Source organism: Pseudoalteromonas sp. 1CM17D (assembly GCF_023161805.1).
GTDB lineage: Bacteria > Pseudomonadota > Gammaproteobacteria > Enterobacterales > Alteromonadaceae > Pseudoalteromonas > Pseudoalteromonas atlantica.
In genome coordinates, this window is sequence record NZ_JALNTP010000001.1 from 788,962 (window position 1) to 808,367 (window position 19,406).

Sequence of the window (19,406 nt, forward strand, 5' to 3'; positions counted from 1 at the left end):
TTCAACAGATTAATCCAGATCAAAAAAGCCTCCAGTCGGAGGCTTTTTTTTAGTCTTTTACAAATATTTGCTATAAAATAGCCCTACCTCAACTAATTTTAGAGCAACTATGCAACCTACTCCGTGGTATAAAAATTTTTGGCCTTGGTTTTTAATCTTTTTTCCGCTAGCGGCCATTATCGGGTGCATAACCTTAATTATTACTGCTGTGGGCAACGGCCCAGATATGGTGGTTGATGATTACTATAAAAAAGGCAAAGCAATAAACTTAGAACTTACTAAGTTTGAAAAAGCCAAAGCACTGTTTTTACATGGCAAGCTTAATGTTACAAACGAGCGTGCCAGTTTTGCCTTTACCAAAGGCGATTATAGTAACGTACACGCTTTAAAGCTGTCTTTTTATCATCGCACCATCAAAGCGCATGACTTTGAAGCAACGCTTACCCCTAATGCAAATAAAGAATTTACTGCCCTTTTAGATAACTACACACCAGGTGCTTACTCTGTATTTATAGAGCCGGTGGATGGTAGTTGGAAGTTAAAAGAAAACATTACCCTTCCTACAGAGCAGCCTTTGTTAGTTACCCCAAATTATAAGTAGCCACCACTATGAGCGTTTCTTGCTTTCATTGCCTTGAAAGTGTGCCAAATGGATTTCGCGCAACCGTAACAATAGATAACACGCCACAGCCTATGTGCTGTATTGGCTGCCAAGCGGTTGCGCAAAACATTGTTGACCAAGGCATGACCGACTATTACAAATACCGCACCGTACGCGCTGGTAAAGTAGAGCAGTTAGTCCCTGAGCAACTCGCGTTTATTAAAAGCTACGACAACGAAGACATACAAGATGAGTTTATAGCCACAACCGATAACTTATCCCAAGTACTTTTAAGTGTTGAAGGCATTACCTGCGCCGCGTGTGCATGGCTTATCGAAAAGCAATTACTTAGCTTAAAAACGGTAAAGCGCGTTGATGTTAATACCTCAACTAACCGTGCCATGATCCAATGGGATAAAACCCAAACCCCGCTGAGCGAAATTATTACTTCCTTAGCCAAAATTGGCTATAAAGCTTACCCGTTTCAAGCTGATGACGAAGCCCAACAAAAGCAACAAACAGCAAAAGCCTATATACGCCGCTTAGGTGTTGCAGGGCTGATGACCATGCAAGTGATGATGTTTGCCTTTGCCATGTACTTTGGCATGTTCTCGGGTATGGATAATAACTTTGAGCAATACTTTAGGTGGATAAGCCTAGTGCTTGCCTCCCCCGTTATTTTATACAGCGCATTACCCTTTTTAACTAACGCTATTAATGGCTTAAAAGCAAAACAGTTAAATATGGACTTACCCGTTTCGCTGGCTATTTTTGGTGCGTATAGCGCCAGCTGTTATGCCACATTTATGCAAGTAGGCGAAGTGTATTTTGAATCGGTATGTATGTTTACCTTTTTATTATTATTAGGTAAATACCTTGAGTTTAGAGCCCGATTAAAAGCCAGCGAGTTTACCGCCAACTTACAAAAGCTGCTACCTTTAACCGCCCGCACCCTTGATGATAGCGGCCAAGAGCATATTATTGCTGCAAAAAAACTTAAGCTTAATGATGTTGTACTCATCAAAGCTGGCGAAACTATCCCCGCTGACGGAGAGCTTATCAAGGGACAAACAAGCGTTGATGAATCGATGATGACCGGTGAGCATCAGCCCGTTAATAAGTTTATTGGTCACAATGTGTATGCCGGGTGTGTTAATCACGATGGCGTAATAGAAATAAAAATAAATAAAATTGGCCAAAACACCCTACTAAACCAAATTATACACTTACAACACACAGCGCTTACCAAGCGCCCTAAACTGGTAGAAATTACCGATAAAGTTGCCCAGTGGTTTATTGCCTGCTTGCTAGTTTTTGCCTCTATAACGGCCATTGGCTGGTACCAAATTGACCCAGAGCACGCTTTTTGGATCACTATTTCTGTATTGGTTGCCACTTGCCCTTGCGCGCTTAGCCTTGCTATACCTACCGCATTAACGTGCGCTGTAGCCACGCTCACCCGCAAAGGGGTGCTAATTAAACAAGCGCATGTGCTCGAAACCCTCTCGCAATTAACGCTGTTTGCCTTTGATAAAACAGGCACCCTCACACAAGGTAAATTTAGCTTAGATGCCATTGATATACTCGATGATACAATCTCTAAAGAGCAAGCGCTAAATATTGCAGCCCAGTTAGAGCGTTATTCTGAGCACCCCATAGCCAGCGCATTTAATAAATACGCCACCACCGAGCTTGCCCTTACAAACATTACTGTACACCCAGGTATGGGCATTAGTGCACAAAGCGCAGATGATCATTACGCTATTGGTAAAAGCGGCTGGTTTGACAGTAAAAAAACAAATGCCCAAGCAAGCCTATTTATAAATAAACGCGTAGTTGCTCGTTTTTACTTTATAGATAAAGTAAAACCCGGTGCCAGTGAGCTTATAAGTACCTTACAAGCACAAAACTTAAGCTGTCATATGCTCACAGGCGATGCATCAGACGCCGGACAAAAAATAGCAAAACAATTAAAGCTCAACAGCAGCCAAAGCGCCCTGTCGCCTAAAGATAAACAAACCGCCGTAGAGCAATGGTCATCACAAAACGAAGTAGTTGCCATGGTAGGCGATGGCATTAACGACAGCCCAGTATTTGCCAGTGCTCATTTATCCATTGCAATGGAAACCGGCGCTGATATTTCTAAAAACAGTGCCGATGTAGTGCTGTTAAACAGTGATTTAGCCTCAATTGCGCACCTACTCAATGTTGCTAAGCAAACCAGGCGAATCATTAAGCAAAACCTGACGCTGTCTTTGTTGTATAATGCTTCTATTTTACCGCTTGCAGCGCTTGGGCTTGTTGCCCCGTGGATGGCCGTTATTGGTATGTCTGCCAGCTCAATTATTGTGATTAGTAATTCACTAAGGCTTTTAAAGTTATGAGCATAATTTATATTTTAATCCCGATTGCCATATTATTTGTGATTATTGCCATTGGCGTGTTTTTTTGGGCCGTTAAAAGCGAGCAATTCTCTGATTTAAACAAACAAGGTCATAGTATTTTGTTTGAAGATGATAAAGAACAACACAACAAAAGTAATGATTGACCCACTTTACACCAGCGCCTTTTTAATGGGCTTAATTGGTAGCGGGCATTGCCTTGCCATGTGCGGTGGTATTGCCAGCTCATTGCAATTGGCCAGTAACAAGCGCCAATCTGTTATTTATTCATTTGCTTATAACATTGGCCGAGCGTGTAGCTACATGCTGGCTGGCGCACTCGTTGCGGGTATAAGTAGCCAATTTGCAAAGCAAAATACGTTTTTTTCTACAACCCTTTCATTCATTGCGGCTATTTTTATGCTGCTGGTAGGCGTATATATAATGCGCGTAGGCCCCACTTTGCAATGGCTTGAAAAAATAGGCAAAACACTTATTTGGCAGCATATTGTTAAGCTTAATAAATATTTAATGCCGGTAGATTCAACGGCTAAAGCATTGGGTTACGGCGCGTTGTGGGGGTGGCTACCCTGTGGTTTGGTTTATTCAGCGCTCACATGGGCAATGACCAGCCCTAGTGCATTTGATGGTGCCCTAGTGATGCTTTGCTTCGCGCTTGGCACCTTTCCGGCCATGATCACCTTAGGCCTGGCCGCCCAAAAACTTAATAGTGTTATTAACCACCCATGGACGCGAATTGTGTTAGGCAGTATTATAATTTGGTATGGTATGTATCTGTTGATCATTGCCACCGACAAACTAGTACATTAATCGTTAGCGGCATTAAGCCACTCGGTTTATTTTCACTGCTGTGTATAAAAATTAAAACGGATTAAATTATGGATTTCTCTCAAAGTCGCGCTAAAAGTAATTGTGCAATTAGCTGTAACAACTGCAGCATCAGCCAATTGTGTTTGCCGTTTTCGTTAAATGGCCAAGAAATGGATAAACTTGACGAAATCATTGAGCGCAAAAAACCCCTGCACAAAGGCGACTACTTGTTTGAATCCGGTGCTGCGCTTAATGCAATTTATGCAGTACGCTCAGGCTCATTTAAATCGTACACATTGTCTGAACAAGGTGATGAGCAAATTACCGGTTTTCACTTAGCCGGCGATTTAGTCGGCTTTGATGCTATTAGTAAAATGGCTCATCAGAGCTTTTCGCAAGCACTTGAAACATCAATGGTATGCGAAATCCCGTTTGATACACTCGATGAGTTAGCAGGTAAATTACCCAAACTTCGCCAACAAATTATGCGTTTAATGAGTAGCGAAATTACCTACGATCAAGAAATGCTGCTACTTCTTAATAAAAAATCGGCAGAAGAGCGCCTAGCGAGCTTTATTTATAACCTTTCGGAGCGCTTTGGCGAGCGCGGATTTTCGCGTAAAGAGTTTAGATTTACCATGACTCGTGGTGAAATAGGTAACTACTTAGGCCTAACCGTTGAGACCATCAGCCGCTTATTAAGTCGTTTTCAAAAAGCCGATTTAATAAAGGTAGAAGGTAAATTTATTACTATTTTAGACAGTGACGCACTCGCCAAAACGGCAGCAATAATTAAGCCTTGCTAAGCTAATAGTTGTTGTAACTTTGATTTAGAACAACAATTTGTGTGCTACCCCTTTAACTGCTGTGTATTTACGTTACACTGAAAGTAAGTTAAAAAGGGAGTAGCATATGAACACTATTAAACGTATTTTAGCCGTTATTGATCCCACTAAGGATGACCATCACGGTTTAGCTCGCTCGATTGATTTAGCCAAAAAGTCAGGCGCCAGTATTACCGCCTTTATGACTGTTTACGACTTTTCTTACGAAATGACCACCATGTTGTCGTTTGAAGAGCGCGAAGCAATGCGAAAAGCCGTTATAAACGATAGAGAATTATGGCTTAAGGATATAATTTCTTCCTACCCAGATGTAAATATCACCACCCAGGTGGTCTGGCATAACCGCCCTTTTGAAGCCATTATTAATACCGTTATTGAACAAGAATACGATTTAGTGGTTAAAAGTACCCATCAGCATGGTGCGCTAAAATCGGTTATTTTTACCCCTACCGACTGGCACTTAGTACGTAAATGCCCCACACCTGTGTTATTTGTAAAAGAAATGGCTTGGCCTGAGCAAGGTAATATTTTAGCCGCGGTCAATGCGGTTAGTGAAAACGATGAGCATGTAGCCCTTAATAAACGCATTATTAAAGATGCACAATTTTTATGTGAACTTGCCAACGCTAAACTTAATTTAGTTAATGCCTACCCTGCTACACCCATTAATATTGCCATAGAGATACCAGAATTTAACCCAGGCCTTTATAACGAATCTGTAAAAAAACACCACATAGAATCCACCAACGAGCTTGCTAAAACCTTTAGTTTAACTAATGAGCAATGCTTTATAGAAGAAGGCCTACCGGAGGATGTGATCCCCGATGTAGCAAATCGCTTAAATAGCGAACTGGTGGTGATTGGCACCGTAGGGCGTACGGGGCTAAGTGCCGCATTGGTTGGCAACACTGCCGAGCACGTAATTGATAGCCTAGATTGCGATGTCTTGGCATTAAAACCTGATGGCTATGTAAGCCCGCTTGCCAAAAGTTAAACAAAGCCTTAACTAGCGCTTTAATACCCATAGTACTTGGGTATATAATACGCCCCTTTATTTTCAGCAAATAATTTGCCGCATTGTTTTATAAGGGGGCGTAGTGTCTCACTCAGCTCAAGCCAAAGCTCAATACAACTTAAATAAGCTACAAAAGCGTTTACGCCGTCTTACTGGCCAAGCCGTCATGGACTTTAACATGATAGAAGAAGGCGACCGTATAATGGTATGCCTATCGGGTGGTAAAGACAGTTACACCATGCTTGATATGCTTAAACATTTAAAGCGTGTGGCGCCTATTAAATTTGATTTATTTGTTGTTAATCTCGATCAAAAACAACCTGGGTTTCCTGAACACGTTTTACCTGAGTACCTTGATAAACAAGATATTGAATACAAAATTGTAGAAGAAGACACCTACAGCATTGTTACCGATATCATTCCTGAGGGTAAAACCACGTGTTCGCTTTGCTCACGCCTACGTCGTGGTATTTTGTACCGTACAGCCAAAGAAATGGGCGCAACTAAAATTGCCCTTGGCCATCATCGCGATGACATGATCGAAACACTCTTTTTAAACATGTTTTACGGCGGTAAACTTAAAAGCATGCCGGCTAAATTAATGAGCGATAACGGCGAGCATATGGTTATTCGTCCACTCGCTTATTGTAAAGAAGCCGATATAAGTAAATACGCATTTAGCCAAGGCTACCCTATTATTCCGTGTAACTTATGTGGCTCACAAGAAAACCTGCAACGTAAACACACTAAAAACATGCTAGCGCAATGGAATAAAGACCACCCTGGGCGTATTGAGAGTATTTTTACTGCAATGCAAAATGTGGTGCCTTCGCATTTAGCCGATACAGAACTATTTGACTTTGAAAACCTAAAAACCGGCGACGTTATTGATGGCGGCGATATAGCACTCGATAAACCAGATATACCTAACGCGCCTGTAAGCGATGAAGATGAAAACCAACAGCAACAAGCTGATGTGGTTACTATTAACCTAAGCTAAGCTAACGGTTTTAAAAATACAGTTAAGGGGCTACTCGCCCCTTTTTTATACTCATTAATCCTGCTAAGCGCCTTTATCAGCTAACCCTTTTAAAAACTCTAAACTCATTCGCTCTTGCTCGTTTGCTTGATAAGGCAACTGTTGCAAACTATCGTAGGCAAAATCTGTAATTTCAAACTCAGTAATCTCACTGCTACCAAAACTATTACGCTCACCTGGGCTTGGCGACATGCGCTCTATCACAAAGTCACTTAAACGCATGTTAACCACCCCTTGTGGTAATACCGACCAATGCGCCTTTAAATCCACCGTTTGACTGCCTTGTGAAAGTTTCTTTTTAGTCACCAAATGTGCAAGTGGGGTCGTATCACTGTATAAATTAGCTCTAATTCTATATAAGCCACTTTTAAGCACTTTTAAATGAGCTGTGGCTATCATGTTTTCGTTTTGTGCATAGGCATTATCAAAATCAATAAGCGTCGCACTGGGTGGCATATACTGAATTTGTGCTACTGCAGGTACCTTTTTACCTGCAACATTTGCCTCTACAAATAGCTGTAAATTTCGCGGGTAGTCTTCACGGGCTTTAAATTTAACCGTAGCTTCACCCTGCTGAGCTGTGGTGGTTTTTGAACTGATTGACGCTTTAGTATCGGTATTGCTTAGCGCTACATTTACCTCTGCTAGGTTTTGCGCAGCAATATTAACGGTTATTTCTTGCGGATATACAAACCGATATTTATCTAAACTAACAACGAGGGCATTACCCGCATCGTCAATGGGGCTTGTAACTGGGTAAAACTGATTGGGCTTTAAACGGTCTTCATCAAGTGCGCTTAAAGGCTGCGAATAAGGCGGGTATTTTAGTGCGCTTTGGTATTGCATTGCCACATGCTCAGCGGCACTGGCCAAGTGCTGATCATAATGTATTTTGGGAGGGCTTTTTGCCTGTTTTTGTTTTGGCACATCAATGGTTATTACGGTGTTTTTATCTGGGCTTGCTGGATCTGTCTTGTTTTTTATTGCCAGCGCAGCGGGAGGCTCAAGCGTTTTAACTTCATTTTTATTTGTAAACCACAGTAAAAACATCGCAATACTGACTACAGCGGCACCAATGTAAAACTTTTTCATGTTGCATCAATCCTTTAAAAGCGTGCAGCAAATAACTACACGCTCTAGCGTTTAATACCTAACGCGTTTATAAAATTTAGGTACTTATTAAGGGATCACGTTATAAATAAGTGCCGAGGCGCTTTGCGTGTTTGAATCCTTAATATAGCGGTAGTGTTTTTTCCAAAACCAAGTACCCGTTGTTTTATCAAATGTGTTAAAGCCAACATTTTGACCATCTACATTTATATTGTTCATGGCAATTGTGACATTCCCTTTGCGCTGCGCATTATGGATCTCGTTGTGGCTGTAACTGTCGCTCATCATCATTGGATAATGGTGCGGCATAAAGCTATTAACGGCATCGCCTTGTGATTTTAACTGGCCATTAGTATCAATACTGCTACTACAACTACCAAATGATTTAGCTGCGCTAGCTCCACACGATGAATGCGATGCCACCACCGAATCATCATTACCTTTTAAAAACCCGCCCGTTAAACCTAGGTACTCATTACCATCGGCTACAAAACGTAAACGCGGCGTACGCGCATCTGGAAACGGCGAAATTTTGCGTGCGTTATTTACTTTTAAATCGTGTAATACGCCCACCGCTTCTGTTACATCGCTGCCTAACCACCATTTGAGTGCAGCATCCACTGCAAAGTTCCATGCTGCGCCAGTTAAAGCACTTACAGCAATATCGGCAAGCTCGCTGCCGCCCCCTGCTCCCGCTAAATCAAAGGTCGCCACAATATTAAGTGGTGTCAGGCCTGCATTTTCAAGCCAATTAGCTTGGTTATCAATAATATGGCGAGCAACTAAATCGCCTGTTGAATGCGTTACTAGCACACAGCCATCAGCACATAAGTTAGAACGCGATATTTGCTTTAATTTAGGCCATACCCAATCGGTCGCAATTTTACCTTCAATGCGCTCATAGGCAGGCCAATCAATACGTTCATCAGCACGGTTATTCCAATAGGTTTGCCAATAGGTTTCACCGTCGTTTATTACATCGCTGCCCGACTTATTGGTTATTTGCGATACCTGTAAGCCGTGGATCAGTATAATTTTGTGATCTTTACTCAGTGCAGAAAAGCTCATTAAAAATGCAGCGCTGGCAAAAAGTAGATATTTAAGTGTGTGTGTTCGTTTAGAGTTGTTCATATAAATCCTTAATGTGTTCAGTGTTTTATTTTTATGCCTATGTACTTAAGGTATTCATTTACACATGTGCAGGCGCACATGCATTGACCAGTATTAGGAACAACGCTCAAAAATGCAACAATTTATTATCATTTAAATTCTGCTAAATCTATATTGACTGTATATTCAATTACTTAAATTTAAATAATTGCAATATTTAGGACTGTAACGATTCTATAATAATAGAATTACCATCTATTTTTAACACTTTGGTGAGTGAATTAATGTATACTTAAATATATTTTTCTTTTTTAAAATGACTAATATTTACTAGTAATCTAAGTCACTAATAAATCTACTCTTTTAAGAGAAGCTTACATTAATAAAAGCTATCTACATTGTATTTTGAAGGAAATATCGAAGTGGAAATGCTAAGTTGAGAGATCAAGCAGAACACTTGATCTAAGATGATAATTCTTAAGCTGAACTAAAAATATAGGCTTTCTATTGTTTCACCACCGATTTTAATATCACACTTATCGCCAGATTTTGAGTTTGATGACTGAATTGCACCAGCCACTGCACCAAAAACCCCTCCTTTGCTACTCAAAACTGAGCCAAAGTAACAATAACTAGAAATATGTACATCTTGATAGTCACTTGCTAAGTTTAGTGTAGGAGTATATGGGGGAAAGCGCCCTTTCAATAAAGGATCTCCATTTACAGTAAGTTGTAATTCGTTGCGATTCTCATCATACTGACCACCAAACACATAAGTTTGTCCTTGATATGCAATAGTTTTTTCTTGTGCTTGAATCGGCGGTGTTGACCCACAACCAGCTAGAGCAAGTACGGGTAAAACACTGATAATAATTTTTTTTAGCATAACTGAATAAATTTCCATATAAATTAAATGAGCGAAAAATATACCCTAATGAATATTAACTTTCAATAGAGTCTTTTCTTATTATTTATTATATATAAACATAACAATAACCAACCTTGAGAACCATTAATAAAATAATTTTCTCTCTGCTTTAAACTTACAGCAGTATAAAACTAACTTTTCTTAAAAATTTTATAAATAAACCGGCTTTATAAAAAGAGTAAGTTCAGTATAAACTTATACTAATTTGCTAATTAAGTAAGCTATGCTGGGCTAGGGTGATTGCGTTAATAGTCAGACAAAAATTTGTTCTAAATAAGAGTTTTACACAGCTAGAGATGCCTCCAATGAGTGCTGCGGGTTAGTTATACATATTGCCGTAGATGTTTCCCTATACAGCTTATTAGATGCAACTCATATTTCGCTTTTAAAAATCACCAAAGTTATAATTTATCTTAACCCTTTTTTTCTAAGTTAATTATAATTCGTTAGTAGCTGCGCTTATAACCAAACCAATCATTACTACAGTATTTTTGAATGATTTTAAGCCCATCAAACTGTTATGAAGATTAAAGTACAGAAGTCGCTATTTTTCTGATTCCGAGAAACATTAAATTTACTACTACATTTTTTAAGCATTAACCCACATTATAAAAGGTAATTAGAATAAATAATCATCAGTAAAGTAGGTTAACTACTTTAGTCTTTCATACAATCCTGAGGCTCTTGATACGCTTTTGCTCATGGCCAATTGCAGTACTTTTTTATCGGCCACCAGCTCAAAGGTTTTTTTAGCACGTGTTATGCCTGTGTAGACCAGCTGTCTATTTACGCCCATACTGGCATGTTTAAGCGGCGGTAAAACCATAGCCGTATAACTAAACTCCGAGCCCTGCGATTTATGTATGGTCATTACATACACTTTATCGTGAGCAGGCAGGCGCGCGGGTGAAAACGCCCGAACCGTGTTTTGCTCATCAATAAATAACGCTTTTAACTGCCCGCTTTCATCGGGCATTAAAATACCAATATCACCATTAAACAACTTAAGTTGATAATCGTTTTGGCTTACCATTATAGGCATACCACTGTAATGGCGCTGGTTTGGGCTTACCGATATTAACCCTTGTTGCACAAGTGCGCGCTCAATGCGGCTGTTTAAGCTATTTACGCCGTAATCACCCTCACGAACGGCCGCTAATAATTGATATTGAGAAAACGCCGCGTGAACATCTGCAACACTTGCCCCTTGTGCAATTAAATTTAAATAATGAGCGTAATGCTTAGCAGCACTGTTTATTAATTTTTCTATGGGTTTTGCAACAAAGTCATAATCTAAAATAACATCGTTAAATTGCCCTTGTGTGCTTTGCTGCTCTACGTATTTTAAAATACCGTTATGGTTAGTATTAACCGCCAGCGCAAGCTGGCCAATGCCACTTTGTGCATCAAACCGGTAGCTGTGTTGTAAAAACGCAATGCAATCGGCTAGTTTAAATTCGCTATGCCCAGGCGCCGCTAATTTAGCCTCTCCTTTAAAACATAAAGTATTGAGCTCATCACATCGTGCTTGCGAGTAATTAGGCGTTTCACCTAATGCTAACCCTTGGCATAAATCACTCATTACACTGCCGGTATCTACCGAGGCAAGTTGGTCTTTATCGCCAAGCAATATTAAACGCGCATGCGCAGGCAGTGCTTCTATTAATTTAGCCATGAGTGATAAATCAACCATGCTGGCTTCATCAATAATAAGTACATCTAAATGCAGCGGGTTGGTGCTGTTATGCTTAAATTTATTAGTAAAGGGTTTAACCCCTAAAAGCCGGTGAATAGTTTGTGCGCTATCGGGAATTAAGGCCTTTATATCCTCAGGAATATTTTTAAGTTGCTCTTTTGCACCTAAAATTGATTCACTTAAACGGGCTGCCGCTTTACCTGTAGGCGCCACCAGTTTAATGCTTAAAGGTGCGCTTTTATAAAGCGACTGTAAAATAGCTAATAGCTTAGTCACGGTGGTGGTTTTACCAGTTCCTGGCCCGCCCGTAATAACGCTAAAGCCTTTTGTTGCGGCAATAGCACAAGCTACTTTTTGCCAATCAATCGCAAGTGCTGAATTATCAACAAAGTAGTCATTTAATAATTGGCTGAGTAACTGGGTATTTATATTTAAATGGCGCTCACTCATCGCAAGTAAACGAGTAGCTAAGGTGTGCTCATAATCAGCTAGGCGCGCAAAATAAAGCCGTTCGTTAAATAACTGTAAGGGTTTGGCCTCGCCCACACTGTTATGGGCACTTAAACAGCTAAGCGCATCGAGGTAGTTAAAGGCTTCGTTAAAAGGCGATGTAATATTTGGTACATTGCCCTCGGTTTTAGTAAAGTCGCTTTGGCGTAAATTAAACGGGTTTTGCCAGTCGACTTCTTTTAATGTTAAACAGCTATGTTGGCTTTGCTGTGCTAAACACAGCAATAACACTATATAAAACACGTCGTTTTGCTGGTTATCGCACAGCATTAAGGCAAGCTTTACATCTACCATTCTTATGCGTTTTTCATCTAATAAGTAGTCAAGCAGCTCCACCGTATTTAACGGTTGGGCAGGTGCTGGCGGCTCATCAAACAGGCTTTGCTGCATAGGGTAGTCACTCATAACATGGCTCCTTGGCTAAATAAGCCATCTAATAGTGTGATTTGCTCTGCACTAAGCTTATTAAAATAAACCCCTTTGCCCGCCGGCATGCCGCGTAAAAACGTATAATAAACCCCGCCTAAATGGGTTTCTATTGCATAATCACTGATGCGTTGTTTGAGTAATCGGTGCAGCGCAACGCTATAAATTAAATACTGTAAATGATACTGATGGCTATTCATGGCTTGCTCTAGCTGGTCGCTTTCATAGTCAGCGGGCGTATTACCTAAGTAATTAGACTTATAATCTAAAATATAATACTTCCCTTGATAGCAAAAAATTAAATCTATAAATCCCTTTAACAGGCCTTTTACATGAGAAAACTCGAGTTTGCTTTGGGTAAAACCAAAATGCTTAACCAGTATTTCGTTTAATTTGGGTGCGCTTAAACTATCTAAAGGTAAATTAAATTCCATTTCGACTAGGCAATCTGTCGGAGCTAATTGACTTAAGCTTAACCCCTCATTGTTTAAGGGGCAGGTTAACGAATCAAGCACCCATTGCTCGGTCACGTGTTGCCAGCTTTCGCTAATATGGTATTTATCCAGCGTATGTTTTACTACCTCTGCTAAATTTTGCTCTGGATTTGTAGGGTGTACTTGCGCACTGGTAAAGTCTATTTGTTCAAAAATTTCATGCAAACAGCTTCCAGGCTTCGCCCCCTTGGGAAAGCTGTAAGGCGATGGTATTTCATCTTGGCTGTTAGCAAATTCATCTTTTTCATGATCTTCATCGCTGCGCCCAGGCTCAATATGATCGGTGTGCTTTTTAAAGCTCAGCGCACTAAAGCTGGTTGCTCGCCAATCTCGCTCTATGTTAGCTGTAACCGTATTAACTCTTAACGCTTGGCTTTGCTGCACTGCGCTATTAAGTGTTAATTGGCCTTGTTCGGCCAATTGCTCAGCCGTAAATTGCTGATAGTGCATTTCGGTGTGAGCGTCGCAAAATTCATTTAAGTGGGTGCGCCACGTTTGGCTACTTGTAAGCTCAAGCCCTGCAAATAACACATGCCCTAATGCACTACTTTGTATAGCCAAGCGACTACTTTGCCCTTGCCCTATGTTATACACCCCAAGTGCACAAAAATGTACCGCGCGGGTAAGGGCAACATAAAGTAAGCGTAAGTCTTCAGCTAAGCGTTCTTGCTCGGCTTGTGCTAAGGCGTCTTCGTTTTTACTTAAATCGTAAACTAGCTGGCCGTTTTGATGATACAGCGCTTCTTTAGTTTCGCGATAGCCGCTGGCAAAAGGCATAAATACCAGCGGATACTCGAGCCCTTTTGAGGCATGCATAGTCACAATTTTAACTAAGTTTGCGTCACTCTCTAGGCGTACTTGCACGGTTTCGCCATCTTGCTGGCTTACTTTTTGTGCAAACCAACGTAGCAAGCGCAAAGTGCCTTCTAACTCTATTTGCTTTTGCTGCAGTATTTCACCTAAGTGTCTAAAGTCGGTTAACCAGCGCTCAACGTTATAGCCAAGTCCTTGCCACTTAGCGCTCAGCTGATTATGGCTTAACAAACGTTCAAGCATCGCCATTGCGCCTTGCTTGTTCCAAATATGGCTAAGTTGAGCAAAAAAGTTTAAGTGCTCTTGCCATTTATTTTCATCATCAGCAAGGGCGTAAATTTCGTTGTAGCTTAAACAAAATAACGGCCCGGCTAATACGCCGCGCAGTAATGACTCGTTGTATTGGCCATGCAATGCCGTTAAAAAGTTAAGTAAATGGTGGCTAAGCTCTTGGCTAAAAACACTGTCGCGCGATAAATACACGCTAGCAATATTGGCATTGCTCAGTGCTTTTTTCATTATTTGCGCTTCTACACGGTCGCGCACCAATATACAAATATCGGCAGCGGTCACCTTATGCTTACCAATGCACGCTCGCCCTTGCTCGGCTTGCTCAAGCAATGTCACTATTTTATTGGCAAAATAGCTGGCCAAATGCCCTTGCCCAACGCCTTTGCTGGTGGGTTTGTTTTTTTCATCTGCAGCTTCATCTACAAATACATTAAATTCAAACGCGGTGGCAGGTTTGCCATCTATTGTAAATGTTTCATCGGCTTTTTTGCCTTTTGCTGCTACTGCGTTAAACGGTATGGCATCGTTATAAATAAAGCTATTGGCATGTTTAGAAAACAAACTGTTTACACTGCTTACTATATCGGTGCTTGAGCGAAAATTAGTACCTAAAGTAAATTGCTGCTCAGGCTCTACTGACTCTTTTGCGCCAATATAGGTAAAAATATCAGCGCCCCTAAAGCCATAAATAGCCTGTTTTGGGTCGCCTATCATGGCAAGCGTCGTTTTTTCTTGGCCATATATTTTGCTAAAAATTCCGTACTGAATCGGATCTGTATCTTGAAACTCATCAATCATGGCAACAGGAAATAGCTGCGCTATTTTTTGCGATAAAGCCTCGCCCTGCTCGGCATTTAAAGCACTGTGTAAATTAGTCAGTAAATCATCTGGGGTGATCACACTTTGCTCTTGCTTGCGTTTTACAATTGCCTGTTTAACCCACCGAGCTGCGGTTTGTACAACGGCAATTTTAAGACCCTGATTAATTTTAGTATTAAGTGCACTGAGCTCATCAAACAGGCTAAGCAGAGGGTGGCTAAATAATGGCTGATTTTTTTTATAATTACTGGCATCACTTAAGTTTTCGCTGCTCCACACCTCAAACGAGTATTTATTGGTGCCAAATTCAAAAAATAACTCATCACCTAAACAAAATGCTTCAAGGGCCGTTAAACTGCCTTTTCGCCCGGGTGTTTTAGAGCCACTTAAACCCGAGCCCTTTATTGCGGCTATAAACTCTTGCTCCAGCACTGCTTTTTTAAAAGCGGGTACTTTAGCAATGTACTCATCGCGAGCTTTAAATACGTCATCTAAGTTTATTTGCGGCACTATGTTCGCATTGGCTTTATTTAGCACACTACTTACTTGGCTAAATAGCGATTCAGGGGCTGCAAACACCTCTAAAATAGCATCAGTGCGTTCTTTATTAAGTGGGTATACAAAGGCGCGCCAAAAATCCTTAATTGTGTCGAGCAGTATGTCGCGCTCATCTAAAATAAATTCAAGGTTAAAAGCAACGCCCGATTCAAACGCATGCTGCTTTAACATGCGTTGGCAAAAACCATGAATGGTAAATATAGCGGCTTCGTCCATAGATTTAGCGGCGGCATCGAGTAAATCAAAGGCGCGGTGTTTATCATCTACTGCGGCTATTACACCTTCTATTAATTCATCATTTGGGTTTTGGCCAAGTAATGCATCGCGCGCAGCAATAATACGGCTGCGTACGCGGTCTTTAATTTCTTGCGTTGCAGCATCGGTAAAGGTAACCACCAATATTTGCTCAACGCTTAACGGGGTGTTTATCTCCCCTGGTATTTGCAAGCCTAATAAATAACGTAAATAAAGCCCGGTAATGGTGTAGGTTTTACCTGTACCCGCACTGGCTTCTATTAAACTTTGCCCTTTTAACGGCATTGTTAGCGGGTTAAGCGCTTGCATGGTCACTCTCCTTTGCATGTGCATGTAATGGGGAGAGTAATTTTTCGCTCCACTTAATAAATTCTTCTTGGCAGTCATTGAGCGATTGCACCGTTAAACGAATATACGGGTTTTCGCCCTCGCCGCGCCCTATGTATTGTGGGTTAAACTTGCTAATGGCTTTGCCAATATCGCCACCACTTTTAACGTATTCATAGCCACTTACCGGATAAAATGCCACAGGCTCTTTGCGCAAGGCTTGGTATAACGAAAACCAATCACTGAGCAAGGCATCGGCCTCATTTTTACTCAGTGGTGCAAAGCTAATTTGCTTATCAAGCCCTAGTAATAGGGTTTCTACATTTTGCTCCATACTTTGTGCAACAAGATGATATATAAAGCCTTTAATTAAATCTTTGGCCTTTATACTGGCACTTCGGTAAAACACTTGTTTTTGAAGGTAAATATGATTAAGCCAGCCCTCAATGGTGGTGCTTTCTATGCGCAAAGACACCTCAAGCGGGTCGGTTTTGCCGCTTTTAATATGCTCTTTTACTTGCCCAGCTAGTGCATCTACTCGGTGCGCCATGCTCTCATACACTAAATTGCCCACATTGGCTTGTGGCAGCTCCCCCCGTTGCAATATTTGCTCTGTACTTAAAGGTTGCTCATTAATGTTGGCTTGCAGTATTTCGTCTAAATAAAAGTAGCGGCGCAGCGCATCTAAGCTAAAAGGCTCTTCATCTTTTGCTACTTCGTTAAATTCAGGTAGGCGTAAACCTAGTGTTTGCTGGTAAAAGCTCTCTTGAGCGTTGCACACACTGCGAATAAATACATCAAGCTCTAATTCCGCGGGCGCTGTTACATCAATGGCTGTTAGCGGCTGCGCGTCTATGCGCTCGCTTGGTAGCCAAATAGGATTAAAACTGTGATTACTCAGCTGTTCATCAGCTTCACTGTCTGCTGTGTAATACGCTCGATTAAAAGGCTGTAAGTGCTGTTGATTAATTAAACACTCAGGCAGCGTTTTTTCGCTGTTATTTGCTAACGTAAAGCTGCGGCCTATGTACTCTAAAAGCTCGCTTACTAAGGTCGAGGGCATACGCGGTTGATTGTCAAAACACGAGCGGCCAATGTAACTTATGTATAAATTTTCGCGGGCACTCAGGAGGGCTTCTAAAAATAAGTAACGGTCATCTAATTTACGTGAACGGTCACCTTTTTGTTTTTTAGAATACGGCACTAAGTCAAACCCTATTGGCTGCACCGTACGTGGATAATCGGCATCGTTTAAGCCAAGCATACACACCACTTTAAACGGCACGGCGCGCATAGGCATTAGTGTACAAAAGTTAACTTGCCCCACTAAAAAGCGCTGCCCTACGCCTTTTTCTTGAATGCCCTGTTTTATCAGGTAGCTTACAATTCGTTGCGATACATGTTTATCGTAATCGCCATTATCGTGGTGCTTTTTAAGCTCCTCTAAAACATTTTGCAGTACCAGTAAATCCCAGCTGTCTTCGCCCTCATTGTAATAAATAGCATTTATTAGCTCAGATAAAATATCCGCTTTATTGCTAAGGGTATCATCAGGGGTTAGCTCATCTTTAAAGCGCTGCAGTACATCAATAAAATGCACCAGTTTATTAAGGGTATCTAGCGCCATGCCCTCTACTTCATCGGCACTATAAATGCCGTTAAACGGGCATTGTTCATCGCGCTGGGCTATGCCTAGCAGTAAACGGTTTAAACCATGCTGCCAGGTATTTAAATCTATTGCGGGTAAATCAAAGCTACTTTTGTGCTCAGCATTTATACCCCATTTAACCCCTACACGCTCAAGCCAATATTGAATTTGTTCGTACTCGTGCGCCTCTAGCGCAAATTTTTCGGCAATTTGTGTTACTTGCAGTAAATCAAGAATATCCGAGACACCAAAACGCGAAAACGGCAAATTGGCTAAGCTGGCAAACGAGCTCAGCACCGGTTTTTCTTGCTCTATGGCTAAATCGGCCAATGCATAAGGAATAAAGCGACTGGTGTTTTGCGCGCCGCCAAATACCGCTTTAATATACGGGCTGTACGTACCTACATCAGGCATCATTACAATAATGTCTTTAGGAGTGAGCGACGGGTTTTGATTAAACAAAGTGAGCAAATAGTCGTGTAAGCGCTCAACTTCTCTAAGCGGTGTGTGGCAATCGCTTAAAGTAATGCTGGTGTCGCTGTCGCTAATGGGCAATTTGCCCTCATCATTTATAAACCACTGCTTGTTATCGGTAAGTGACTCACCTTTAAATGCCAGTTGGTAAATCTCGCTTTGAATTTGGCCCAGTAAGCTATCGTCAAACGCATCTATAAAGCCATCAATCCAACGCGCATCAAGTTGTACGAGTTGCTCAAAATAGTCGCGCCCTAGTTTTCCCCATGACGATAAAAGCGGATTACCTATAAAGTAGTATTCTTCATCAGGGTTAGTTTGTTTTTTTTGCTGCGCTTCTAAAAGCGGCATTTTGGCGTATTTGGCATTTATTTTGGCTGCTGTTTTTTCATCAACCACATCGCCCCAATAATGCTCGCTAGGATTAAAAAAGAATAAAAACACCTCTGTTTTTTTGCTGAGCGCTTCAAACACCTCAAGCTGCGAGCTCGCAATCGCCGATATACCAAATAAACTAATGCGCTTAGGTAGTAAGGTATTATCCATATTCTCAAGGGCGGCGAGTAGCTGCCCTTGCATATTGGCACGATGAAATTGGCTTTGTCCAAGCGCTTTACTGTGCGCCACCAGCTTTCGCCATAAATCGCTTTGCCAAGGAGCAATGCTTACATCAACATCGTCAAGTTCGTCTTTGCCGCTATCCCAAGTGGCAATCCAATGCGGGCGGTACATTAAATATTGGTCGTACACATCGGCAATTTTTTCACACAGGGCAAAGGTTTTTTGCCCGTCTAGGTCGCCCTCTAAATAGGTTTTTAAGGGCAAATAAAGCGGTTCATCAATACAGCTGGGCAGTATTGCAAATAATTTCCAAGCAAGGTTAGGCTTATTAAAAGCCGACTCTTTGGGCACATTGGGCAATAACTGCTGATACAACTGCCATATAAAGCTCGATGGCAGCGGAAAATCGACCTGCGCGGCTAACCCTAGGTTTTCGCTTAAACCAATTTTAAGCCACTGCGACATACCCGGCGACTGCACTAATACCACTTCTTTATCGAATGGGCTTTGCAACGGGTTTACTTTTAATAGCTGATTAAACTGAGCCTGCAGCGCTTCCATACGGTTTGATTGAATAATATTGAGCATACAACTGGAGTCCTTACTTGAAGTAAAACCAGTTTAAGATATTTTCATTTATAGGGGTAGCGCAATCAGCAAATTGGCACTAATAA

At 41.3% G+C, this 19,406-nt stretch carries 13 protein-coding genes; 7 read left to right on the plus strand and 6 right to left on the minus strand.

Annotation, left to right across the window (positions count from 1 at the left end):
* The first annotated feature begins 109 nt into the window (after positions 1-109).
* The 7 genes from MSC25_RS03500 to ttcA all read left to right on the plus strand — a co-directional run bounded on the left by MSC25_RS03500 (position 110) and on the right by ttcA (position 6,673).
* Positions 110-601, plus strand: a complete 492-nt coding sequence (locus MSC25_RS03500; protein ID WP_004588822.1) for a FixH family protein — start codon at positions 110-112, stop codon at positions 599-601.
* An 8-nt stretch (positions 602-609) separates the two neighbouring features.
* The gene (locus tag MSC25_RS03505; protein WP_248442581.1) at positions 610-2,985 is read left to right on the plus strand and encodes a heavy metal translocating P-type ATPase; all 2,376 of its coding nucleotides are present in this window, start codon (positions 610-612) and stop codon (positions 2,983-2,985) included.
* A complete protein-coding gene (gene ccoS, locus MSC25_RS03510) occupies positions 2,982-3,149 on the plus strand; it encodes a cbb3-type cytochrome oxidase assembly protein CcoS (protein ID WP_002963071.1) in 168 nt (55 codons plus the stop codon). The genes MSC25_RS03505 and ccoS overlap by 4 nt, the downstream gene beginning before the upstream one ends.
* Positions 3,142-3,813 carry a sulfite exporter TauE/SafE family protein gene (locus MSC25_RS03515; protein ID WP_029774532.1) on the plus strand — a complete coding sequence of 224 codons (672 nt, stop codon included), beginning with the start codon at positions 3,142-3,144 and terminating at the stop codon, positions 3,811-3,813. Before ccoS ends, MSC25_RS03515 begins: the two co-directional genes overlap by 8 nt.
* Before the next feature lie 68 nt (positions 3,814-3,881).
* Positions 3,882-4,619, plus strand: a complete 738-nt coding sequence (locus tag MSC25_RS03520) for an FNR family transcription factor (RefSeq protein ID WP_024032585.1) — start codon at positions 3,882-3,884, stop codon at positions 4,617-4,619.
* Between the two features lie 106 nt (positions 4,620-4,725).
* A complete protein-coding gene (gene uspE, locus MSC25_RS03525) occupies positions 4,726-5,652 on the plus strand; it encodes a universal stress protein UspE (protein WP_248442583.1) in 927 nt (308 codons plus the stop codon).
* 103 nt (positions 5,653-5,755) lie between these two features.
* Positions 5,756-6,673 carry a tRNA 2-thiocytidine(32) synthetase TtcA gene (ttcA, locus tag MSC25_RS03530; RefSeq protein ID WP_029774533.1) on the plus strand — a complete coding sequence of 306 codons (918 nt, stop codon included), beginning with the start codon at positions 5,756-5,758 and terminating at the stop codon, positions 6,671-6,673.
* Between the two features lie 63 nt (positions 6,674-6,736).
* Here the strand turns inward: ttcA and MSC25_RS03535 are convergent, their stop codons facing one another.
* The 6 genes from MSC25_RS03535 to recC all read right to left on the minus strand — a co-directional run bounded on the left by MSC25_RS03535 (position 6,737) and on the right by recC (position 19,320).
* Positions 6,737-7,804, minus strand: a complete 1,068-nt coding sequence (locus MSC25_RS03535) for a hypothetical protein (protein ID WP_248442584.1) — start codon at positions 7,802-7,804, stop codon at positions 6,737-6,739.
* An 87-nt stretch (positions 7,805-7,891) separates the two neighbouring features.
* Entirely contained in the window at positions 7,892-8,953 is a 1,062-nt protein-coding gene (locus MSC25_RS03540; protein ID WP_248442586.1) for a hypothetical protein, read from the minus strand.
* A 466-nt stretch (positions 8,954-9,419) separates the two neighbouring features.
* Entirely contained in the window at positions 9,420-9,818 is a 399-nt protein-coding gene (locus tag MSC25_RS03545) for a hypothetical protein (RefSeq protein WP_096042570.1), read from the minus strand.
* A 694-nt stretch (positions 9,819-10,512) separates the two neighbouring features.
* Positions 10,513-12,471 carry an exodeoxyribonuclease V subunit alpha gene (recD, locus tag MSC25_RS03550; RefSeq protein ID WP_248442587.1) on the minus strand — a complete coding sequence of 653 codons (1,959 nt, stop codon included), beginning with the start codon at positions 12,469-12,471 and terminating at the stop codon, positions 10,513-10,515.
* Complete coding sequence (recB, locus tag MSC25_RS03555; RefSeq protein ID WP_248442589.1) at positions 12,468-16,031, minus strand: exodeoxyribonuclease V subunit beta; 3,564 nt, start codon at positions 16,029-16,031, stop codon at positions 12,468-12,470. Before recB ends, recD begins: the two co-directional genes overlap by 4 nt.
* Entirely contained in the window at positions 16,018-19,320 is a 3,303-nt protein-coding gene (recC, locus tag MSC25_RS03560; protein ID WP_248442591.1) for an exodeoxyribonuclease V subunit gamma, read from the minus strand. The genes recB and recC overlap by 14 nt, the downstream gene beginning before the upstream one ends.
* Positions 19,321-19,406: the final 86 nt, after the last annotated feature.

Excerpts from the sequence above, each read along its gene's own strand:
- MSC25_RS03505 (WP_248442581.1), top strand. The coding sequence starts at position 610 with ATGAGCGTTTCTTGCTTTCATTGCCTTGAAAGTGTGCCAAATGGATTT.
- MSC25_RS03520 (WP_024032585.1), top strand. The coding sequence starts at position 3,882 with ATGGATTTCTCTCAAAGTCGCGCTAAAAGTAATTGTGCAATTAGCTGT.
- recD (WP_248442587.1), bottom strand. The coding sequence starts at position 12,471 with ATGAGTGACTACCCTATGCAGCAAAGCCTGTTTGATGAGCCGCCAGCA.
- MSC25_RS03540 (WP_248442586.1), bottom strand. The coding sequence starts at position 8,953 with ATGAACAACTCTAAACGAACACACACACTTAAATATCTACTTTTTGCC.
- uspE (WP_248442583.1), top strand. The coding sequence starts at position 4,726 with ATGAACACTATTAAACGTATTTTAGCCGTTATTGATCCCACTAAGGAT.
- MSC25_RS03515 (WP_029774532.1), top strand. The coding sequence starts at position 3,142 with ATGATTGACCCACTTTACACCAGCGCCTTTTTAATGGGCTTAATTGGT.
- ccoS (WP_002963071.1), top strand. The coding sequence starts at position 2,982 with ATGAGCATAATTTATATTTTAATCCCGATTGCCATATTATTTGTGATT.
- recB (WP_248442589.1), bottom strand. The coding sequence starts at position 16,031 with ATGCAAGCGCTTAACCCGCTAACAATGCCGTTAAAAGGGCAAAGTTTA.
- MSC25_RS03535 (WP_248442584.1), bottom strand. The coding sequence starts at position 7,804 with ATGAAAAAGTTTTACATTGGTGCCGCTGTAGTCAGTATTGCGATGTTT.
- MSC25_RS03545 (WP_096042570.1), bottom strand. The coding sequence starts at position 9,818 with ATGCTAAAAAAAATTATTATCAGTGTTTTACCCGTACTTGCTCTAGCT.
- MSC25_RS03500 (WP_004588822.1), top strand. The coding sequence starts at position 110 with ATGCAACCTACTCCGTGGTATAAAAATTTTTGGCCTTGGTTTTTAATC.
- recC (WP_248442591.1), bottom strand. The coding sequence starts at position 19,320 with ATGCTCAATATTATTCAATCAAACCGTATGGAAGCGCTGCAGGCTCAG.